We start from the raw sequence: 15,752 nt of genomic DNA, 5'->3' as shown, positions 1-15,752 counted from the left end.
ACTACAATAAAGAGGGGAAACATGGAAAATTGCGACCGTGTTATTGTCGATCGCAGACAGTTTATAAAACTTTCAGCTTATTCTGGTGCCAGTCTGGCTATTGGTATTCAGTTGCCTGGGTGCTCTTCCAAAAATGACAATGAATTGTCAGTTGGTGCCTGGTTGGCGATCAAAAGTGACGGCAGTGTTGTATTTAATCTATCTAAAGCCGAGTTGGGCCAAAATATTAAAACCTCACTTGCTATGCTTGTCGCCGAAGAGCTTGATGTTAATTTATCTCAAATAACGGTAAAGCTCGCTCAGTTTGACGAAGCCTACGGTTCCATGTCTACTGCAGGCAGCGCATCTATCAGAGAGCTTTGGCAACCGATTAGAAAGTCTGCGGCAATCGCTCGAAATTTGCTGTTACAAGCTGGGGCGGCAGGACTTTCTCTGAAAGTGTCTCAATGTGACACTCAAGACGGTTACGTGGTGGAGAAAGATGCTCAAAACAAGGTTAGCTATGGTTCATTAGTTTCCATCGCTGCAACGTTAGATATTCCCGAAAAAATCGAGCTCAAATCAAACCGTGAATTTTCTGTGCTGGGGAAAGAACAGGCCAGCCTGGACCTTGCGGACAAGGTTCGTGGAGGCGTTGAATATGGCATTGATAAGCAGATCGACGGACTCAAGTATGCTGCCATAAAACAGGCACCCTTTGGTGCCAAGTTGAAGTCGATCCAGCTCAATGTAAACGATGAAAAGCTCAAGGTTGTGAAACTGAAGAAGGCCGTTGCGGTGGTTGCAGACAACTATTGGTCTGCGCAAAGAGCAATTGATCGAGCTTCAGTTGAGTGGAGTGAATCCAAATATCAGGGGGAAAGCGACGGTTCAATTCGGCAGAAGTACCGTGAGCTATTGGACAACCCCGGAAAAAGCTTTTTTTCTCAGGGAGAAAAAGCCGCTGCCGGCCAACAGATTATCAGCGACTTTGAAATAGCTTCGCAGGCCCATGTTGCGATGGAGCCGATGAACTGCACTGTGGATCTAAATGATGAAGGATGCGATATATGGGTGTCCACGCAAAATCCCGCGGGTGTTCATGCTGCAGCCAAGGCGATTCTGGAAACAGGAATTTCAAAATGGTTTAACAAGATCGCGAGCTTTTTAGGCGCAGAAGACTCTATTCGCGTTCACCCAATGATGGTTGGAGGGGCATTTGGACGCCGCTTGCAGAGTGATTTTGTTGAACAAGCAGTGATTATCGCTGCTTCGATTGAAGGCGCGGTTAAACTTATCTGGTCGAGAGAAGAAGATATTCAGCATGACTTCTATCGTCCATTCACAGCTCATCGATTGATATGTGATTATAGTGAAAGTGGTGAAGTAGTTAATTGGCAGCATAGAGTAGTTGGACCTTCAAAAGGCCGCTCTGCTGGCGGAGCTAGCAACTTCCCATATAAGCATAAATTTCTGTCAGTTGAGTATCACCTGGAAAAGACTGGTGTGCCGGTTGGCTCCTGGCGTGGTATCGGCAATTCTCACAATGCCTTTATCATGGAGTCAGTAGTGGACCAAATAGCTAATGCTGTCGGGCAGGATCCGATTGCTTATCGATTGGCGAATCTACCGCAAGACTCGCGAGCCTACGGTGTACTGAATCGAGCGGTTAGCGAAGCAAAAAAGGTAGCAGGCGAGCAGTCCTACCTGGGAGTGGCACTTCATCAAGGGTTTGGTAGCTATTGTGCACAAGTGGCTGAACTACAAAAGAAAAATGAAACAATAAAGTTGGTTCGAGTTACCTGCGTTGTTGATTGTGGGATTGCGGTTAATCCTCTTGCAATCAGAGAGCAAATAGAAGGCGGCGTTATATTTGGTCTAAGTGCTTGTCTGGGAGCGGAAATCAATGTTAGGAATGGTATTGTGCAGCAATCCAATTTCCATGACTACCCGATTCCCACTATGCATGATGCACCAATCATAGACGTGCATATTGTAGATAGCGAAGAAAAGCCAGGAGGAATTGGTGAAGTTGGGGTTCCGCCAATCGCGCCCGCATTAGCTAATGCAATATTTCAGGCCACTGGAAAACGGTTCACGAGGCTGCCCTTTGAATCATCTCCGTTTTAATTTATCAGTGGTGGAATAATTACCGTAGAATTCGACTCTCATAGGGCGTAAAATACGCGCCCTGAGATATCTTTGGGATAAAGTTGCTCCCAAGAATGAGTCAAGGAAGTTAAACATGGAAAATCATCAGGTAAACACTTTTACCGTCGACGTCGAAGACTATTTTCAGGTTGAGGCTATGAGCCGGGCTGTTGACAGAGAGAAGTGGGATGACTATGAATGCCGGGTAGAGAAGAACACTGGTCAAATCCTGGAGCTAATGGAAAAGAAAGGCCAGATAGGAACTTTTTTTATTTTGGGCTGGGTCGCGAAACGATACCCCGAAATAGTTCGCGCAATTGCTGCCCAAGGACATGAAATAGCTTCTCATGGAATGACCCACCAGCTTATTTATCGTCAAGATATTGAAACCTTTCGACAAGAAACTTTGGATTCTAAAAAGTTGCTTGAAGATATTATTCAAAAGCCGATTAAGGGATATAGAGCGGCAACTTATTCAATCACAGAAAAATCCTTGTGGGCTTTGGATGTTTTAATTGAAGCTGGTTATCAGTATGACTCCAGTATCTTTCCCATGCGTCATGACAATTATGGTATTCCTGATATCAATCCTGACCCACATATACTGACTGCTCCCTGCGGTGAAACTATCGTTGAGTTTCCTATATCAACAGTAAAAGAAAAAGGTTTTACCTTGCCTATTGCCGGTGGAGGTTATTTCCGACTATTTCCATACGCGTTTACCCGCTGGGGACTTAACCGTATTAACAAAAAAAATAAACCGTTTGTTTTTTATATTCATCCTTGGGAGGTCGATCCGGAGCAACCAAAAGTTGCTGGTCTCAGTAAATTTTCCAAGTTCAGACATTACAACAATCTGGAAAAATGCGAGCAAAGATTAGAGAGATTAATGAGCGACTTCCGTTTTACCACAATGGAGCAGGTACTTGTTAATCTCGGACTATTGGAAGCCAAATAGAGGAGTTCAGCATTTTGGCTGAAAAAAACAAAGAAATAGGCCGCTTTTTCAAGCACTCGTATATATACGCTATTGGAAATGTCGTTAATCGAGTAGGAGCGTTTCTATTATTACCGGTATATACCAATTACCTGTCTGTTGAAGAGTATGGTGCGTTAGAGCTTTTTTATGGAGTGAGCGCGGTAATCTTTGGTTTTTTGTCGATTGGCATTGCGCATGCGACGCTTCGTTTTTATTTTGAATATGATGACGAAAAGGAAAGAAACGCAGTTGTTTCAACTAATTATATCGCTTCTTTTGCTATCTCGGTACTCGGCGTTCTGCTGGTTTCAATTTGGCACAACGAGCTAGCGCAGCTGGTATTCTCTTCAACTGCATTGTCTACCGGAATTCTAATTATTCTGGGTACAATTGTATTTGAGCTATCTTCTCAGATTTGTCTGGCATATGTCAGGGCTATTGAGCGCTCACTATTTTTTGTCTACATCGCAATCGCTAAACTTTTTATTCAAGTTAGCTTAAACGTTTATCTTGTAATTTTTGCTAATCAGGGAGTTGTCGGAATTCTGTTTGGAAACTTTATGGCAGTGTTTCTAGGCTGGCTTATATTGTCTATTTTTACTCTAAGACGTTGCGGTTTTGCGTTTCACCTGAATAAGCTTAAGGTTATCCTTCAATACAGTTTTCCATTTTTGCTGGGTACTTTTACATCGCTAATCTCCACTAACGCCGATAAGTTTGGATTGAATTATCTTGATGCGCTTGGCACTGTTGGAATCTATATGTTAGCGATGAAATTTAGTCAAATTGTTGAGCAGCTAATCGGAGAACCTTTTAGTCGTTCTTATGGTTCATTTCGGTTTTCAATAATGAAAAATGAAAATGCCCCTGAAATTCAAGCAAATATTGTTAAGTACCTCATGTATGGAACCGCATTCTTCGCCCTTTGTGTAAGCCTGTTCATAAAAGACCTGCTTATCATTATGTCTGATGCGGCCTACTGGCCTGCTGCCAGCATTGTTCCTATCATCATGTTTTCTTCGCTTATCAAGATTATGAACTATCCAGTTCAAACCGGAATTCTTTATGCAAAGAAAACAAAATACTTTTTTTACTTTGGTGTCGTATCTGCGTGTGTGAGCCTTGCGGGCAACTTAATGCTTATTCCGGTTATTGGAATTTATGGCGCTTGTGCGACGCTCATCTTAACCGACATGATTCAACTTACTTTGATGCACAGAAAATCTCAGCAGTTCTTCAAGGTTAAATATGATTTCAAGCGTTTGCTTGGATGTTTACTCTGGGCGGTAGCAGTATATCTGGGATCATTAGCTTATCAGGCGGAGGAGTTATACTTATCGATTCCTTTTAAAGCATTGCTAGCAGTGATATTTCTTATAATCATGTTTAAGACTCGCTGGTTTTTTAGCCGCGAAGAAAAACAATATGTCGCCAACTTACTCAATAACAAAATTTTAAGAAGAACAGTTAAAGCCTGAATTTGGGTTGAAGTATATTTATTTTATTAGGAGATAATTTATGAGGAAAAAAGCGTTGCTTGCAAAGGTGCTTAGCTTTTGTCTTCCTGGAAAGCTTTTTCCTCTTGTATCTTCTGCTGGAAAAGATTGTTTGACAGTTTTGGCATACCATCGAGTTGTCGATGACAGACAAAAAGATTACCTATTTGACTATGAGCTTGTCAGTGCGAGCACTGATGAGTTTGAGAAGCAAGTTAAATATGTAAAACGTCATTTTAATCCGATAAGCATGGAGCAACTGGTTGCATCTCTCGAACAAGGAGAAAGTCTTCCAGAAAGACCGCTGCTTATTACTTTTGATGATGGGTTTGATGATAATTATTATAATGCGTTTCCAATACTAAAGAAGCATCAGGTCCCGGCAACCATATTCATTAGTACCGGATATTTAGGTACAAAAGACATTATCTGGTTTGATAAATTTGTTAGAATAATCAACGCTGCATGCGGTGAGCGATGGCAAATAAAAAAGTTTTCCAGGGAATATGAAATTCCTGTAGACGAAATGTCACGAAGAAAGGTTGCTGCGCTATTGCTGAGAGAAATGAAGCGATTATCTAATCCAGAGAGAGAAGCAGTAATGCTTCAACTAAGTGAAAAATATGAAAGTAAGATATCTGACAGATTAAAGAGCCAAATGATGACCTGGGAACAGGTAGTTGAAATGAATGAAGATGTTATTTCATTTGGATCGCATACTGTATCTCATCCTATTTTGGCGAGATTAAACTCGCAAGCGTTGAGATTTGAACTCGGTCAATCTAAAAAAGATATTGAAGATAAATTAACGACTGAAGCATCGAGCATCTCATATCCAGATGGGAATGAGGATGCATATAATAAGGAAGTCTTGGCTGAAACTGAGAAGGCAGGCTATAAAGTAGGGTTTTCCTACCTGAGTGGCGTGAACAAACTACCTATTGTAGACAGGTTCGCACTACGTCGCTTGCATGTCGAGTATTATGTCGACTTTAGTCAATTCAAGGCGTTGTTGTGCCTACCAAGGATATTTAGTGAGCACTAAAATGGAACAAGCAAAATTAGTTAGTGTAGTATTACCGACACAAAATCGTGCTTTTTGTATCGAGAGAGCCGTTGAGTCTGTATTAAATCAAACGTATCAAAATATTGAAGTTATTATCATTGATGATGGCTCAACTGACAATACTGCGGAAATTGTCAAACAATGGCAAGGAAAAGTTTCTTATCACTTTGAAAAATGTGATGGTGCTTCAAAAGCGAGAAACGTTGGAATAAAAATGGCTAAGGGTGATTACCTGGCCTTTATTGATTCTGATGATTTCTGGGAGCGTGATAAATTACGACAGCAAGTTGAGTTGCTTGAAAAAAATCCAGAGCTCGGACTCTCATTTACCAATGGTGTTATCATTAATGAAAACGGCAAAGAAGGTAGAAAGTACGAGGTCATTCCTCATACAGGTGATGCAGTCTTTGGATTAAAGGAAGTTTTAGAAGATCCTTATTTTGGTTTGCCCACGGTTATTGTTAAAAAGGAAGTGATTGGTAAAGTTGGTCTTTTTGACGAAGAACTCAAAACAGCAGAAGATCTGGATTTCTTTATGCGAGTCGCTCTTCACTTCAAAGTTGGTTACCTGCACAACAAGCTTGTTAAAATTTATGTTACTGAAGGAAGCCTTAGCTCAGATGATACAAGCTATGAAGATAACATAAAAGTGGTCACACGGTTTGTAGAGACGAACAAAAAAGCTTGTTTAGATGCAGGGTTTGATGTGGAAAGTGCACTTAGCAATATTAATTATGAATATGCCAAGTCATTACTCTGGATGGGACGCAACAAAGCTGCCAGAGAACGCTTGATTGAAGCTTTTCGGCATAAGTTTCATCTCAATATTGCGTATCTATTCATAAAATCCTACATTAGATAGATATCAGGACATATTCTTGGAAACTGGTTTCAGCTCAAAATATTCTCCTCTACCCTGGTGGTTGTTGGCGGGAAAAGGACTTCAAAATGAAGTCCTTTTATTAGGAGTGTTTCCTAAAAAAGTTAAATCCTTTTTAGGTGAGCTGGCGAAAAATCTTGTTTGCATTGAATGTTTATCTTCTGCGCACAATAATATCATTGAACAAGCATTTTCCGTGATCATAGTTAGCGATTCGAATCTTTTTGAGAGTAACACAGAGGCATTTAATAAACTTCTTAGCGGAGATGCGAAAGTAATACTACTGAAAGAGAACTCTTTATCTATATCCAAGTTGAAGAGAATGCCACTAAATTGGTTGAGAGCACTATTCAAAAAAGAAAGTGATGAAGCTTTACTTTCAATCAGAGAGCGATACGTAAAGTGTTATCCATCTGTAGCTTATGACGGAATTGTCCACGATTCATTTCTTCCAGGTGATTACTCATCAAACAAAAATATCTTTCTTTTGAAAGAGAGACTCAAGATCTTTCTAAGGAACTCTCTTTTCTATAGATTTTTACACAATAAAAAAATTCTAATTTCGCTAGCTTCAAAAAATGATTTAGATTTGCTTGATGAAGTAAAAAGAACGCTTCTGGAAAAGACTCAACTCGGATTTAATGATACTTGCTACTGTTCGGGTGCACTTTATAAAAATGGAAAGATTGTATTTACATACAAAGACCGTCTAGAAAAAGATAACGCGCATGTTCTCGTTGTCGCATTGAGTGAGGCAGCTGTTCAACAAAGAGACAATGAGTTTAGTGCTGTAAAAACTTTAGTTAAAGAGTCTTCCCTTAGTCGGTTAATCCCGGGGCATATTGAAAAGTATATTGTTTGTGGATTTAACTGCTATTTTATGAAGCAAAGTATTGGTATGACCGTCGACATTAAAATGCCTGGCCTTGAAACAGTAACCAGTCATTGTTTTGACAATTTAAAGTTATTTAATCGAGCCGGATTACGAGAGTGTAAGCAACAAGTTTTTGTAGACAAGCTTGATTACCTCTTCAATGAGCTTAGTCGACGTAATCCTGGGTTCGATCAGCAAATTAGTCAACTTAAACGCGATCTTAATATTGAGCGATTTGTTAAAGGTATGCCCAGTGTTTATATGCATGGTGATATGAAGTTGGAAAACTTCATTATAAATACAGAGCTTGAAGTTGTTGGCATAATCGATTTTGAGCTTAGCGACCTAACTGGTTTCCCTTTACTGGATTTAATTTATCTACTTCTGTACAACAGACAAATGGGAGGGCAGGCCCGGTTTGTCGAAATCTACTCATTATTTGTCAATGAGGACTTTAGTCAACAGGAGAAAATAATGCTCGACGACTATCTACAAGCATTTGGTTTGAATCGAGCACAGCTTAGCTGGATACTAATTATATTTTTTGTACATCATTTCGCAGTTCGTTTTCAGATTGATAATAGTTCTGAGTTTGAAAGAAATGAGTTTAAACATTTATTATCTCTCGTAGAGCAAAAATTAACCGCATTAACATGTCAGGTGAATAATGATTAAGTTGGCTTTATATCTCGTTTTTATTTCTTCTTCATGTTTGTTTTTATACAACTATTTCGTCTATCCGCTTTTAATAAAGCTAATAAGTGATCAAAAACAAGACCCTCATGAAGGAAGAATTAAGTCCGCGGAAGAGTTAGATTATTTTCCTAAAGTATCTTTTATTATTGCAGCATATAATGAAGAAAAAGTTATTGAGCAAAAGTTGAAAAATACTCTGGAAATTGACTATCCATCCGAATTATTTGAGGTTATTGTTGTTTCTGACGGCTCATCTGATTCGACTTCTGAAATTGTCGAAAATTTTGGTAACGGTGTCATTGGGATGCACGATCCAAAACGGGGAGGAAAGTCTGCAGCTCTTAATCGTGCGGTAGAGCAGGCTCAAGGGGAAGTGCTGGTTTTTTCTGATGCAAATAATGACTTTAGTAAAGACTCCGTTAAGCAGTTGATTCGACATTTTGAAGATGAAGAAATAGGTGCTGTAACAGGAGCAAAACATATCTATGAAAATAATGAGCGTGAGTCTGCAGAAGGTGATGGTCTCTATTGGAAGTATGAGTCGCAAATTAAAAAGGCAGAAAGTAAATTAGGTTCAATCACTGCTGCAGAAGGCGAAATTCTTGCAGTTAGAACAAAATGTTTTAATCCGATAGATAGCCACAAAGTTAATGATGATGCTGCTATTACTTTTGACCTGGTAAAAGCTGGTTATCGTGTTCTTTATGAAGAGAATGCAAAGTCTTATGAACAAGCCTCTATTGATATTAAGGATGATATTAATGTTAAGGTTCGAATGACATTTGGTGGCTATCAGACGATTGCACATGAAAAGGATTTTTTGTTTCCACCTAAAACGCTTTTTGCTTTTAACTTTATCTCTCACAAAGTGCTCAGATGGTTAGCACCACATTTTCTTATATTGATTTTTATTACCAGTCTTATGCTTTGGCAGAATAAGTTTATTTTTCTGTTATTGCTAGGACAAGTAGCATTTTATAGTCTGTCACTTTATGGCTGGAAGAACCGGGGCAAAGAAAAACTGCCGTCCTACATTTATATTCCGATGTACTTTACCATTATGAACTATGCACTATTTATTGGATTCTTGCGCTATTTAAATGACTCTTCCAAAGTACAGTGGAAAAAAGCGGAGCGTTGATGATGTTTTGGTTGATGCTGATTTTAGTCGGTGGATTAATAGGACTATTTGGTCTTTGGGGGATTTTGAAGTCTCGCCATATGGATATATGGATTGCTTCCTATATTCGAACTAGAAAGTTGAGGCAGTCAAATGCAAGGCACAAACACATCTATGTGTGTCTCGCAGATCACTATGAACCCTACTTTAATAATGTGACTCAGGAAGTTGCTCGCGGACTAGTAGATAACTGGGTCGAACAATATCGAAAAGTAGCCAGTCAATTCAGTGATTCTAACGGACGCCCTCCACAGCATTCGTACTTTTATCCTGAAGAAGAGTACGACGAGTATGTTTTACAGCAGATTCAAAAGATTTGTGAAGATGGTTTTGGTGATGTTGACATCCACCTCCACCACGACAACGACACCGCCGAAAACTTAGAGAAAACACTCAACGGCTTTAAGCAGTTACTTAACGAAAAGCACAATCTATTGCGAAGAAACGAAAAGGGTGAGCTTATATACGGTTTCATTCACGGTAACTGGGCTCTTGACAATTCACGCCCTGATGGTCGTTGGTGTGGTGTAAATAATGAAATTGAAGTATTGCAGAAGACTGGATGTGTTTATGATATGACTATGCCTTCTGCGCCGAGTGATACTCAAACTAAAACGATCAATCAAATTTATTGGGCCGAGGAAAAGGGACACTGTAAATCACATGATACCGGAGAGAGAGCAAAAGTAGGAAAATGGTATCAGGATAAATTACTGATGATCCAGGGGCCATTGATGCTGAATTGGAAAAATCGAAAATTTGGAGTTATCCCGAAGATTGAAAGCAGCGAACTTTCAGGCGATGCTCCGCCTGGTTTGAGTCGTGTAAAGCTTTGGGAGGCTGCTAACATATGCGTTGAGGGAGCTGAAGAACATGTTTTTATCAAGCTCCATACGCATGGATTACAACCTAAAAATAGCCAGATGTTTTTTGAACGAAATGGATTTTTTGATTTGTGGTCGGCCCTTGATAAAAGTTTCAAAAATAAACCCGAATATACACTTCACTATGTAAGTGCCTGGGAAATGTATGAAAAAGTAAAATCATTGGTAGAAAAATAATAATGAAATCAGTATTGCATGTCATAGAGTCATTGGAGTTCGGTGGTGCTGAAAAAGTTCTGCTCCAGCTTGCTAACGATATGTCTTCTGATTACCATCAGTTTATCTGTATGACCAAGAGAGCAGGAGAGCTGGTAAAAGAAGCGAAAAAAGATATATCTTTGATCTGTCTTGAGGGCAAAGAAGGTAACGATCCAGAGATTGTCGGCAAATTAGCAAAGCTTATTATTGAACAGGGCATTAATATAGTACATATCCATAACTGGAGTGTTTATCTGGAAGCGACCAGAGCGATAAAGTTAGCCAGAAAACAAGGAGCTAAAATTGACTCAGTGATTCATACTGTTCATGGCCCATATATAGATTACTCAAGGTCTCTTTTATCCAGCTTTAAGAAATCGGTTAGACACTTTCTGGAAAGACAACTCTCACGTCAAGTTGACTGGCATGTGACTGTTTCTGACTCGATTAAGGAATATATTTTTTCCGATATTCGTTTGGAACCGAAAAAAGTTGTACGAATTCATAACGGCATTCATGGTCTGGAATCGAGCCCAACGGAACATCCTAACGGTTTAGTTAACGTTGTTGCTGTTGGCAGGTTAGCCTCGATTAAAAACTACCCTTTGCTCATCACCGCATTTTCGAAAATTCCTTCTCTGGAAAAAGCTCATTTGACGTTAGTCGGGGAAGGGCCTGAGCGAGAAGCTCTGGAGTCTTTGACCGAGTCTCTCGGCATCTCGAAAAAAGTCACTTTTTATGGTTTTAGTGATAAAGTAGGTGAAATTCTGAATAGTATGGATATTTTTGCTGTATCTTCTGATTACGAAGGAATTTCTATAGCTATTCTGGAAGCTATGAGTCTTGGGTTGCCGGTAATCGCGACAAAGGTTGGTGGTATACCTGAGACTGTTGACAACGGTATGACCGGACTAGTAGTCGAGCCTGATGTTGAACTGTATTCTTTGGCATTGGAGTCTCTGGTCGCTGACAATCGTTTGAGAGAAGAGATGGGTAGAAGAGGTTTTGACTATTTCAGATCTCATTTCTATCAGTTAAATGTGGTTAAGCAATACCAAAAGCTTTACGAAGGAAAGCAATTAGAAAATGTCGGATAATAAGAATAAACTGAATATTTTGTATCATCACAGAACTCAAGGACGAGGTGCTGAGGGAGTACACATTACCAGCATTGTTAAAGCGCTTGAAGCGATGGGGCATTCAGTGACTATTGTGTCGCCTGCTGGCGTTGATCCTATGGCTGAGGCAGGCAATGCGCCGGTAGATAAGTCAGAAGTTAAAACATCAGGCGTAAAATCCCTTTGGAAATTTGTTAGTAAAAATTTGCCTAACTTTTTGTTTGAGTTTGCGGAGATAGGATACAATCTTGTCGCAATGAAGGCGCTGGAAAAAGAACTCAAGTCCGGTAACTATGATCTCATTTATGAGCGCTATGCGTTTTTCATGGTGGCCGGTGCAATTAAAGCCAAAAAATACGGTATTCCGTTAATTCTTGAAGCCAATGAAGTCAGCGGTATCAAAGACCGTGCCCGTAAACAAACGTTTAAGCGACTTTGTGATAAATTTGAACGTTTCCTGTTTAAACGCTGTCACTCGATACACACGGTTTCTTCTTACCTGAAAAATATGATTGTGAAGCAGGGGGTTACCGCAGAGAATGTTTTAGTCACTCCCAATGCAATAGAGCCAGAAAAATTTAAAGGCAGTAAAGAGCCTGGCGAACTGGTTGAAAAATATGGGCTCAACAATAAAACTGTTATTGGATTTGCTGGCTGGTTTGATGATTGGGATAGGCTCGACCTGCTAGTGGAAGCCTTTGCTGATTTAGAAAAGCGTTATTCTGATTTAGTTGTATTGCTGATAGGTGACGGTGCCGTTCTAGAAGATGTAAGAGAGCGAGCTAAAACGCTTGGATTGGAAGATAAAATTATTTTGACAGGTGCTGTACCCAGAGCTGAAGTCCAGAAATATATATCGTTACTTGATATCGCTGTTATAACCCATTCAAACGAATTCGGCTCTCCTGTTGTTATGTTCGAGTTTATGGGGCTAAAAATCCCTGTGGTTGCCCCCAGGTTGATGCCGATTACTGACGTGCTGACACATGACGAAACCGGATTGATTTTCGATGTATTGGACATGAACGGGATGAAGGACTGTATTAGTCTTTTGTTAGATGATAGCGAAAAACGTAAAGCTATCGCTGAGAGTGCCTACAGTAAACTAATGCAGGAGCATACTTGGGAGAGTAATGCTAAAGATATAGTCAACCCCTTTATCAATCATTGACATCAGGTTTACCCAGTTGAAATCGCTCATTATTAACTTGATATATTTCTTAATGTCTCCCTTTCTGATCCGAAAGGGAAAGAAAAGTGGTGTCTATTTAACTTTTGACGATGGTCCTCATCCCGTGAACACCTTAAAAATAGCTAATGCCTTGTCTGACGCTGGTGTCAGAGCTTCTTTTTTCTGGGTCGGCGACCAAATTGAAAAGCATCCTGAAATTGTTAAAGAAGTCATTCAGCTAGGACACGATATTGGTTACCATTCATTCTCTCACAAGAGTTTAAGAAAAATGTCGCGCCAAGAAGTTGCCGCTGATTTTGCGTATATCAGACGCTTCGAAAAACAGTTTGGTTATCGAATTAAGTATTATCGTCCTCCCTATGGAGAGTTGACTTTAACTGGTCTCTTTATGGCTGTTCGATATGGATTAAAAGTTGTCATGTGGTCTCTTGATAGCAGAGATTCCTATGATGCTGAAGAAGAAGTTATGAACAATGTATCACCGAATATGGTGATGAAAGGAGATATCCTTTTATTTCATGACGACTATGATCTAAACGCGAAAATAATGCCGAAACTAATAAAAGAGTACCGACAAGCAGAGGTTTCTCTTTGCAGTTTAGAGAGTCAATAAAGCAGGGCTTAAATTAGAATGCAAAAAACTATTGGTAAAGTTGGCCTTGTTTCTGAATATCCGCCACCTAATGCAGGTATGACAGTGTTAGCCAATGAGCATTTAACCCGTATGCTCTCCGCTGACATTGATATCGTGCCAATAGTAACAAACAGAAAATTGCCTGCGCTACTCGAAAAAATTCGAGGCCTTAAAGGATTACTCAAGTTACTAGCGTTTATTCTGGATTGTAGAAAAATACTGAGTTGTCGAATCATTCATATCTTTAGTTCATCGGGATTGAATTTCTACTTATTCACCTTGATTCCAATGTTTATCGCCAGACTTGCAGGTAAAAAAATTATTATGCATTATCATGGCGGTGGCGCAGGGGATTTTTTTGCCGATAATCGAGGGGTTTTAACCTATGCAGTAAAACGTTCTTCGGCATTTATTGTTCCATCAGGTTATTTGCAAGCTACTTTCCGAAAATTTGGGCATGAAAGCAACATTATTCCAAATTTTGCCAATGTTGAGCGGTTTAGCTATCGCTTGCGCGAGCAGGTAAAGCCGATAGTCCTTTCGGTACGAAACTTAACTCCTGTCTATAATATTGCCTGTGCGGTAAAAGCTTTTTCTCACCTGCAAAAGTTTTTTCCTGATGCGAAAATGTATATTCTTGGTGATGGTCCGGAACGAGGAGCTATCGAGTCGCAGATCAAGTCTCTCAAATTAAACCATGTTGAGTTAGTCGGAAATGTACCTAATGAGGAAGTCGCCTCATATTTTGAAAAGTCGGATATTCTGATCAACACGCCTGTCATTGATAATATGCCTGGCTCTATTCTTGAAGCATATGCTAGTGGGGTTATGGTGGTGTCCACAAGCGTTGGTGGGATTCCTTATATTTTAAGCGACGGTGAAACCGGCTTGTTAGCCGATTCCAATGATGACGTTGCTCTGGCTGAACATATGAAGAAGCTCCTGGAGCAGCCTGAACTTGCCAATAAGATAAGCTTGCAGGCGAAGGCTTATGTCGATGACCTTGCCTGGGAAAAGATCAAGCGCCAGTGGCTAAAGGTTTATCAGGAGTTAAGCTGAACTATTTGTCCTCTTAGTGCTGATTGACCGTCGAAATAATAAATCGGCGCTTCCCAGATTCCGGTACAGCAATGTCATCAACATACTTCAAGCTGACCTCTGTCTTGTCATTAACCATTTTCTTGATTGAAGAGTGAATGTAGTCGGCTACTTCATCGGTAAAGGTAGTATCCTTTACTAAATGGACTTCAATTTCATCGATTTTGTGCTGTTGCAGTTGGAAGCTTTTCAGTCCTCGAATGTCACTCATCAAGATGGTGAAGTTCGGTGGTGTTAACACTCGATCTTCCAATACAATCATATCCGCTATTCGCCCCTGAACCGATTTCAACCTGGGTAAGTGCATACCGCATTTACACTGGGTAGGCTCTTCCAAAATACCCAGATCACCAATCTCGTAGCGAATAAACGGAAAGGCATGGTTAGATAAGTCGGTAATTAAAATTCTGCCCAGCTCTCCAGGCTTACATTGCTTGCCGTCATCATCGACTACTTCCAAAAGAATGACTTCGGAATGCAGGTGATAACCATTGTGAGCTTTACACTCTGCACCCATGTAAAATTCCCGACTACCGTACTGATCAAATACTTTTTCGCCACCGAATACGCGATTGATTGTTTCGCGCTGTTTTGGCCAGAGCATTTCAGAACTGGTCATTATTGCCTTGAGAAAGTCAAAATTAGTATCAGGATGATTCTTCTCTATATATTCTGCGAACACATTGACCCCACTGGCATACCCCCAAATACTGGTGGGCTTGAACTTAAGCAGGTCTTGATAATAGCTTTCCAGTATTTCGTCGGTTAAATAAGAAACGGGGTAATCTTTATATCGCTGCAAAAAGTAGACAATTTTGTTCTGGAGTGACTGCGACTGTGTATAGTCAAAGTGAGAGCCAGACATTTGCACCGTCTTTTCACCAAGTTTGGTATCGGCCCACTCGGCGCTTCGGTAAACAGTTCCACGATTCCAGTCCATTCCGCGCTTATCCCAAAAGTAAAACATTGGCTCACCGGTGGAACCTCCTGTACGACTTTCTACAAAGCGAGAGGGCTCGATATTGTCACTCTTAATTGAAGCCTGATTCTTACGAATATCGCTCTTGGTTAAGATAGGGAGGTTTTCGAGTTGCTTGAGCGACTTAAGCGGGAGTTCAATATTTCTCAACCTGTCGCTATGGAAAGGGGAGTGGCTTTTAGCCTGAGTCAGTAACTCATTGAGCTTTTCCAGTTGCCACTGGTCAATTTGTTCTCGACTCCAGTTTTGCGATTTTCTCAAGAAGTGGAGTCGTTCAATGGTCTTTCTGCCTCTTAGTCTGTCAAGGCTTCTGAAAAAAACATCCTGGTAAAAGTTCATGGTTCTTAT

At 40.2% G+C, this 15,752-nt stretch carries 13 protein-coding genes; 12 read left to right on the top strand and 1 reads right to left on the bottom strand.

Annotated features, from left to right (window positions below; all coding sequences use genetic code 11):
• Window positions 1-21: 21 nt before the first annotated feature.
• The 12 genes from IYN84_RS09100 to IYN84_RS09045 all read left to right on the top strand — a co-directional run bounded on the left by IYN84_RS09100 (window position 22) and on the right by IYN84_RS09045 (window position 14,386).
• Entirely contained in the window at window positions 22-2,109 is a 2,088-nt protein-coding gene (locus IYN84_RS09100; protein ID WP_196138890.1) for a molybdopterin cofactor-binding domain-containing protein, read from the top strand.
• Window positions 2,110-2,224: 115 nt separating this feature from the next.
• Window positions 2,225-3,088 carry an XrtA system polysaccharide deacetylase gene (locus IYN84_RS09095; RefSeq protein ID WP_196138889.1) on the top strand — a complete coding sequence of 288 codons (864 nt, stop codon included), beginning with the start codon at window positions 2,225-2,227 and terminating at the stop codon, window positions 3,086-3,088.
• A gap of 14 nt (window positions 3,089-3,102) precedes the next feature.
• The gene (locus tag IYN84_RS09090) at window positions 3,103-4,587 is read left to right on the top strand and encodes a lipopolysaccharide biosynthesis protein (RefSeq protein WP_196138888.1); all 1,485 of its coding nucleotides are present in this window, start codon (window positions 3,103-3,105) and stop codon (window positions 4,585-4,587) included.
• Between the two features lie 40 nt (window positions 4,588-4,627).
• Complete coding sequence (locus IYN84_RS09085; protein WP_196138887.1) at window positions 4,628-5,650, top strand: polysaccharide deacetylase family protein; 1,023 nt, start codon at window positions 4,628-4,630, stop codon at window positions 5,648-5,650.
• On the top strand, window positions 5,640-6,533 hold the full coding sequence (locus IYN84_RS09080; RefSeq protein WP_196138886.1) for a glycosyltransferase: 894 nt from the start codon (window positions 5,640-5,642) through the stop codon (window positions 6,531-6,533). Before IYN84_RS09085 ends, IYN84_RS09080 begins: the two co-directional genes overlap by 11 nt.
• A gap of 16 nt (window positions 6,534-6,549) precedes the next feature.
• Window positions 6,550-8,100: a phosphotransferase gene (locus IYN84_RS09075; protein WP_196138885.1), complete on the top strand. Its 1,551-nt coding sequence runs from the start codon at window positions 6,550-6,552 to the stop codon at window positions 8,098-8,100.
• Window positions 8,093-9,262: a glycosyltransferase family 2 protein gene (locus IYN84_RS09070; protein WP_196138884.1), complete on the top strand. Its 1,170-nt coding sequence runs from the start codon at window positions 8,093-8,095 to the stop codon at window positions 9,260-9,262. Before IYN84_RS09075 ends, IYN84_RS09070 begins: the two co-directional genes overlap by 8 nt.
• Window positions 9,262-10,362 carry a hypothetical protein gene (locus IYN84_RS09065; protein WP_196138883.1) on the top strand — a complete coding sequence of 367 codons (1,101 nt, stop codon included), beginning with the start codon at window positions 9,262-9,264 and terminating at the stop codon, window positions 10,360-10,362. The genes IYN84_RS09070 and IYN84_RS09065 overlap by 1 nt, the downstream gene beginning before the upstream one ends.
• Before the next feature lie 2 nt (window positions 10,363-10,364).
• Window positions 10,365-11,480 (top strand): glycosyltransferase, encoded by a 1,116-nt coding sequence (locus IYN84_RS09060; RefSeq protein ID WP_196138882.1) that lies wholly within the window; start codon window positions 10,365-10,367, stop codon window positions 11,478-11,480.
• Complete coding sequence (locus tag IYN84_RS09055; protein WP_196138881.1) at window positions 11,470-12,672, top strand: glycosyltransferase family 4 protein; 1,203 nt, start codon at window positions 11,470-11,472, stop codon at window positions 12,670-12,672. The genes IYN84_RS09060 and IYN84_RS09055 overlap by 11 nt, the downstream gene beginning before the upstream one ends.
• Window positions 12,673-12,688: 16 nt before the next feature.
• Window positions 12,689-13,306: a polysaccharide deacetylase family protein gene (locus IYN84_RS09050; RefSeq protein WP_196138880.1), complete on the top strand. Its 618-nt coding sequence runs from the start codon at window positions 12,689-12,691 to the stop codon at window positions 13,304-13,306.
• 18 nt (window positions 13,307-13,324) lie between these two features.
• On the top strand, window positions 13,325-14,386 hold the full coding sequence (locus IYN84_RS09045; protein WP_196138879.1) for a glycosyltransferase family 4 protein: 1,062 nt from the start codon (window positions 13,325-13,327) through the stop codon (window positions 14,384-14,386).
• A gap of 13 nt (window positions 14,387-14,399) precedes the next feature.
• Here IYN84_RS09045 and IYN84_RS09040 read toward each other — a convergent pair whose 3' ends face one another.
• The gene (locus IYN84_RS09040) at window positions 14,400-15,743 is read right to left on the bottom strand and encodes a phenylacetate--CoA ligase family protein (RefSeq protein WP_196138878.1); all 1,344 of its coding nucleotides are present in this window, start codon (window positions 15,741-15,743) and stop codon (window positions 14,400-14,402) included.
• Window positions 15,744-15,752: the final 9 nt, after the last annotated feature.

Origin of the sequence: Aliikangiella sp. G2MR2-5, from assembly GCF_015687155.1 — a bacterium.
Classification (GTDB): domain Bacteria; phylum Pseudomonadota; class Gammaproteobacteria; order Enterobacterales; family Kangiellaceae; genus Aliikangiella.
Note: the sequence above shows the minus strand (reverse complement) of the source record. Positions and strands in the feature narration are given on the sequence as shown.

Coding starts and splice junctions, on each gene's coding strand:
- IYN84_RS09100 (WP_196138890.1), top strand. CDS start 22: ATGGAAAATTGCGACCGTGTTATTGTCGATCGCAGACAGTTTATAAAA.
- IYN84_RS09095 (WP_196138889.1), top strand. CDS start 2,225: ATGGAAAATCATCAGGTAAACACTTTTACCGTCGACGTCGAAGACTAT.
- IYN84_RS09085 (WP_196138887.1), top strand. CDS start 4,628: ATGAGGAAAAAAGCGTTGCTTGCAAAGGTGCTTAGCTTTTGTCTTCCT.
- IYN84_RS09070 (WP_196138884.1), top strand. CDS start 8,093: ATGATTAAGTTGGCTTTATATCTCGTTTTTATTTCTTCTTCATGTTTG.
- IYN84_RS09065 (WP_196138883.1), top strand. CDS start 9,262: ATGATGTTTTGGTTGATGCTGATTTTAGTCGGTGGATTAATAGGACTA.
- IYN84_RS09060 (WP_196138882.1), top strand. CDS start 10,365: ATGAAATCAGTATTGCATGTCATAGAGTCATTGGAGTTCGGTGGTGCT.
- IYN84_RS09055 (WP_196138881.1), top strand. CDS start 11,470: ATGTCGGATAATAAGAATAAACTGAATATTTTGTATCATCACAGAACT.
- IYN84_RS09045 (WP_196138879.1), top strand. CDS start 13,325: ATGCAAAAAACTATTGGTAAAGTTGGCCTTGTTTCTGAATATCCGCCA.
- IYN84_RS09040 (WP_196138878.1), bottom strand. CDS start 15,743: ATGAACTTTTACCAGGATGTTTTTTTCAGAAGCCTTGACAGACTAAGA.